Source organism: Nocardia pseudovaccinii NBRC 100343 (assembly GCF_001613225.1).
Taxonomy (GTDB): domain Bacteria; phylum Actinomycetota; class Actinomycetes; order Mycobacteriales; family Mycobacteriaceae; genus Nocardia; species Nocardia pseudovaccinii.
Genome location: NZ_BDBY01000325.1, coordinates 1 through 4,940 on the forward strand (window position 1 = coordinate 1; position 4,940 = coordinate 4,940).

Annotated in this window: 6 protein-coding genes; 2 read left to right on the forward strand and 4 right to left on the reverse strand. The window is 66.8% G+C overall.

Annotation, left to right across the window (positions count from 1 at the left end):
• Positions 1-187: 187 nt before the first annotated feature.
• The 4 genes from NP3_RS36510 to NP3_RS36525 all read right to left on the reverse strand — a co-directional run bounded on the left by NP3_RS36510 (position 188) and on the right by NP3_RS36525 (position 2,551).
• Positions 188-412, reverse strand: coding sequence for a hypothetical protein (locus tag NP3_RS36510; RefSeq protein ID WP_157124799.1), 225 nt, complete (start codon positions 410-412; stop codon positions 188-190).
• Between the two features lie 140 nt (positions 413-552).
• Positions 553-1,887 (reverse strand): helix-turn-helix domain-containing protein, encoded by a 1,335-nt coding sequence (locus tag NP3_RS36515; RefSeq protein ID WP_169814642.1) that lies wholly within the window; start codon positions 1,885-1,887, stop codon positions 553-555.
• 23 nt (positions 1,888-1,910) lie between these two features.
• Positions 1,911-2,318, reverse strand: a complete 408-nt coding sequence (locus tag NP3_RS36520; protein WP_063046284.1) for a hypothetical protein — start codon at positions 2,316-2,318, stop codon at positions 1,911-1,913.
• On the reverse strand, positions 2,315-2,551 hold the full coding sequence (locus NP3_RS36525; RefSeq protein ID WP_157124800.1) for a hypothetical protein: 237 nt from the start codon (positions 2,549-2,551) through the stop codon (positions 2,315-2,317). Before NP3_RS36525 ends, NP3_RS36520 begins: the two co-directional genes overlap by 4 nt.
• Before the next feature lie 321 nt (positions 2,552-2,872).
• Between NP3_RS36525 and NP3_RS36530 the strand changes: the two genes are divergently transcribed.
• Positions 2,873-3,346 (forward strand): Het-E N-terminal domain-containing protein, encoded by a 474-nt coding sequence (locus tag NP3_RS36530; RefSeq protein ID WP_157124801.1) that lies wholly within the window; start codon positions 2,873-2,875, stop codon positions 3,344-3,346.
• Between the two features lie 56 nt (positions 3,347-3,402).
• Positions 3,403-4,940, forward strand: a 1,538-nt coding sequence (locus tag NP3_RS36535; protein WP_245721258.1) for a tetratricopeptide repeat protein, incomplete at its 3' end; no start/stop codon positions are given.

Genomic DNA, 4,940 nt, shown 5'->3' on the forward strand with positions numbered 1-4,940 from the left:
CCTTGGGGGTGACGAGTCCATGCAGCACAACACCTTGTGTCGCGCCGCGCGAACTGCGCCGTGAGAGCTGTGTCACTCCACATGCCGGACGAACGACCCCGACTCAGCATTCGCGTGCCGTACAGCGATCCGATCCGACCAGGATTGTCAGCTGCCTCACATCGCGCTCAGGTGCACCTGCGACGTTCTAGCGGGGCACCATCCGGCGCCCATGATTCATCGCCTCGAGGAGAAGCGCCTGGAAGCTCTTCCGCTCGGCGTTCGAGTAGCGCGCGTCGGCCAGCTCGGCCTCGATCGCGTGTAGCACCTCCTCGATCGCCAACGCGCGCCCGTAGGGCTGGCTGTGCGGATGCGTCGCCTCCCGGACAACCGCGGCGAGCTGCGATCTGAGGTCGGCACCCAAACGATCCATGCCCATGAGCCTAGCTCGAATCGAACCTATGTTCGACACCTGGGAGCGCTCTGTCTCGGAGGTACTTCACACGGGACGCGGGCGTATCCGGGACATAGTGTCCCGAATCGCGCACATAGTCCGCCGAATGTAGTCAGCCGTCAGCGCGTCGTCGCCACGATCGCGGGATGGTGGGTGTGCATGAGGTCGACGAACTCTACGAGCGCGGGATGACGTGAACCCGTGGCGGGGAGCCGGTTGTAGAAGTCGTGCAGGTATTGCAGGTATCTCGCTGAGCGCAGGTCACCGCCGTTGACGACGGCGGCCGCGGCCAGCGCCCCGGCATCCTCCCAGTCGCCAGCGACCAGCGATGCATCGGCGGAGACCATCTGAATGAACGCCCTGGTCCGGGGTGGGGTGTCGTCGGTGAGGGCGTCGCTGACGAACGTGCGGGTCTGGGGCACGAGTTGCAGATCGCGCCAGCAGTGGCTGGCGTCGCCCGCGAGTTCGGCGGGGTCGTAGTAGCCGATCCAGGTCGGTTCGTCGCCGTGGCGGCGCTCGAAGAGTTGCTCGGCGCGGTGGATCGCGGCCGCGGTGCCCTTGCGATCAGACAGGCTGGCCAGCCCGCGCGCCTCCATCATCACGGCCATGGCATCGACGCTGGGTGTGCCGTGTCCCCGCAGCGCCGACTGCGCCGCCCGCGCGTACATGACCGCGTCGTCGAAGCGGTGGACGAAATTGCTCTGATGGGACAGGTTGGCCAGCAGCCGGGCACCCATCTGATGGTCACCGGCTTCCTCGGCGAGGCGAAGGCCTTGGATGAAGTATCTGATCGCGGCTGGGTGGCGGCCGGCGTCGTAGGCGCTCCAGCCCAGCAGCTGAGCGACTTCGGCAGCAGCGGAGAAGATCTCGCGGCGCACCCGCTGCGGATGTACGGCGTGCAGCTCGGGCACGACCTCGGCGCGGAAGAACGCCAGCAGCGTGCGCCGCACATGCCCACCACCTCGCGCGAAGTCCATCGACATCATCGCCGCGACCGTGTCGCGGATCCGGGCCGCGATCGCTACCCCGTGGACCGGCCCGGCCGGCTCCGCGGTCAGGGTGGGCGATTGCGCGAACAGGTACCCGGTCACGACCTGGGACGCGCCCATGCTGGTGATCGCGCCCGCGGTGGCCAGTTCCGGATCGTTGCCGTTGTCGCTGTCGGCCAACCCGTCGAGCACGGTGATCGCATCCGCGATGTCGCGCTGGTACTCACGACCTTGAGCGAGCGGGTCACCGGCATAGGGCAGATGCAGCACCTTCGCCAGCAGCCGCGAGTACATGACGTTGGGCGCGACGTGGCCGTTTTCCCAGCGGCTGATCGAGGTCTTCAGCGAGGCCGGGGTCATCAGGTGGATGCCATCGCGGCCTGCGGCCTCGATCAGGGCCGCAACAAGGATCGGGATCGACCATCCCCTCGCGTTCCGGGCTGCCCGGATGTCCTCGCCTCGCATCACGTTCCGCTCGCTGGTTCGTCCTATGGAATGGTGTCGGTCAGCGTGCTCGAGTCGATGTCGAGCAGCACCTCGGAGCGGTCGGTGAGGACATGCCAGCGACGAGAGAGGCATTCGCGCACAGCGTGCGCCGCCGACAACAACGCATCAGCGTTCGACTTCCCAGCCAGCAAGGTGCCGATGTCACCGGCGGAGGCCTCGTCGCAGGCGGGCACCAGCGTGTGCGGCATCCCCACCAGGGCGGCGAGGATGTCGATCTGGTCGGACGGGATCAGGGCGTAGGCGGCGGTCAGCACGGCGGCGGGCACGATGATGGTGTTGCCCGATTCGACGGTCGCCCAGGTGATGGCATGGGGGTACGGATCGCGGCGGCACCAGCCGCGTACAGCGGCCAGGTCGAGCACGACCCCGGACAGGGCCGTTGCGCTCATGCGGCGCCAGCAGCAGTCTGATCGTCAGAAGACAGTGGCGGCAGGCCCAGCAGCTCGCGGCCGCGGTTGATCATCTCCAACGGCGGCCGCCCGCCGTACACGGATTCGATTGTGGCCAGGGACTTTTGCCGATCGACAGCTGCCTGGATCGACTCGGCGACGAACGCGCTCACCGACTCGATCGTGCCGCCATCGCGCCAGTTGTCGAGAGTAACCGCGACCTCCTCGGGCACGGTCACAGTCACTTTCCGGGTCTGCCGCCGTCTTGCCATACCCGAATGCTACTCCGGTATGTACATACAAGGAGCCTGGCGGGCGATCATGCTGAGCAGAACCGCTGGAGTGTTCGAAGTTCGTCTGTACTCGGCGGTCTGAGTGCATTGCCCGCCTGCTGTGGATGGTGTTGGCACGTGGCATTTTTCGAGCATCGATGTTGGTTTCAGTGGATGCGGTATCGGGCTCGGCTGCCGGGTTAGCGGCGTAGAATCCGGCGGCGGTTAGAACATCGATGACCTGGCCCGGTATCGCGGGGTGGGGTGCTGGGAGGGATTCTCGTGTTGGAGACGGTGTCGGCGATCGTGGCCGAGGCGGTAGCGGTGGGTGCGGTGGCGGGGTTGAGCGATACCGCTAAGCAGGCGGTGATCGATGCTTATGAGAAGTTGAGGGCTTTGGTGTCGGGTCGTGTCGGGCTGTCGGGTGTGGAATCGGTTGAGCAACAACCTGATTCGGTCGCCCGACGTTCGGTCCTGGTCGAGGATCTCCAGCGTGCTGGCGCTGAGGATGACCAGGAATTGCTCGCGGCGGCGCAAGCGTTGCTCGCCGCCGTGCGCGCGCACGAGGCAGCAGCTGGGGCTGCGGTGGGTGTGGATTTGGAGCGGGTATCCGCGGCGGCGTTGCGGATACGGGAAGTGGAGTCGACCGGGACCGGGGTGCGGGTCGTGGGAGGCACGTTTGTGGGCGATGTCGAGATCGGTTCGGTGAAAGCGGGCAAGTCTGAGCCGCAGGACCCTTCCTCGGCGCGCCGGTAGCCCCCGCTCCGACCGCGTCGCCACACCAGTTGCCAGGGGGGATCAGTCTCGCCGGGGTGGTCGCCGGGACCCTTGCGATCGGTGCCACCCCGGCGCCCGCGCATGGCCGCGGTGACCAACCGATCCAGGTGGTCACGACGCAACCGCCACCGCCGCGGGAGCCCGTCACATCGAGTCTTCCCGCCCTTCCGCGTGATTTTCTGGGCCGTGCCCAGGAATTGCGGCAGATCCTGGACGCCGCCAGCGGGGGGCGGGTAGTAGCAATCCATGCGATCAACGGTATGGCCGGTATCGGCAAAACCACCCTCGCTGTTCACGCGGCCCACCAACTGGCACCGAGGTTCCCCGATGGGCAGTACTTCGTCCAGTTGCACGCCCATACTCCCGGACAACCCGCAGCAGATGCGGCGGCGGTACTGGCCGGGCTGCTGATCGCCATCGGCACCGACCCGCGCAACCTACCCGATACCGTGGCCGAGCGTCGCGACCTGTGGCGTCATCTGCTCGCTGGCAGGAAGATGCTGCTGGTGCTCGACGACGCAGCCGACCGGGAACAGATCGAGCCATTGCTGCCGAGTGGATCGGGATGCCTAACCCTGATCACCAGTCGGCACCGGCTCACTCTGCCGGATACCAATCCCTTGGCGCTGGAGGTTCTCGACCCGCCCGCGGCGGTGGATCTGGTCTTCACTGTTACCGGCCGCGACCGCACTGACGAGACCGAACGTAACGCTGCGGCCCGCATTGCCGACGTTTGCGGGTGCCTGCCGCTGGCGGTCGTACTGGTCGCCGGACAACTTGCGCACCACAGGACATGGACGGCAGCCGACATCGACGACTATGCCGGTGGGGTCGAAGCTGCGGCGAATCGGCTGGCCGCCCTCGACGACGACGCCCCAGCGGTGCGCGCCGCGTTCGACCTGTCGTATCGTGCCCTGCCACCGCAGCGACAGCAGGTGTTCCGACGTCTGGGGCTGCATCCCGGCCGCGACCTGGACGCGTACGCAGCGGCGGCGCTGGTCGAGGTGGATGTTGCAACCGCCAAGCGGGAATTGCTGGCTCTCTACCAGGACCATCTGCTCAACGAAACCGGCCGAGGCCGGTACCGGCTACACGATCTGCTGCGCTCCTACGCCAACAGCCTCACTACCACCGACGCGGATGCCGACACTACCGGCGCAATGCACCGGTTGCTGGACTACTACCAGCACACCGCCGCCCGCGCGGACCGATGGCCAGCATCGTCCACCCACACCGGCATTGACCACGCCATCGCATCTGCCGCAGCGCGTGATGCGATGGTGCCGGAATTCGGCGACCAACTGCAGGCGCTCACCTGGCTGCGCATCGAGCGGGACAACCTGCTGGACTGCCTGGACCACACCGCCAGTCGTGACCTCGCACGAATGGTTGCCTTGACCGCATCAGTGGAAAGGTTTCTGGAGTTCGACGGGGAGTGGCCCCTGGCCGCGAGACTGCACCAGCGTGCCGCTGACACCGCACGCCACCTTGGCGACCGTCTCGGAGAAGCCGATGCCCTCAACGCACTTGGCCGCGTGCGCCGACTCACCGGGGACTATCAGCAGGCTGCCGA

Bases quoted from the DNA above. Each gene is read 5' to 3' on its own strand.
- NP3_RS36510 (WP_157124799.1), bottom strand. From the start codon at position 412: ATGGATCGTTTGGGTGCCGACCTCAGATCGCAGCTCGCCGCGGTTGTC.
- NP3_RS36515 (WP_169814642.1), bottom strand. From the start codon at position 1,887: ATGCGAGGCGAGGACATCCGGGCAGCCCGGAACGCGAGGGGATGGTCG.
- NP3_RS36520 (WP_063046284.1), bottom strand. From the start codon at position 2,318: ATGAGCGCAACGGCCCTGTCCGGGGTCGTGCTCGACCTGGCCGCTGTA.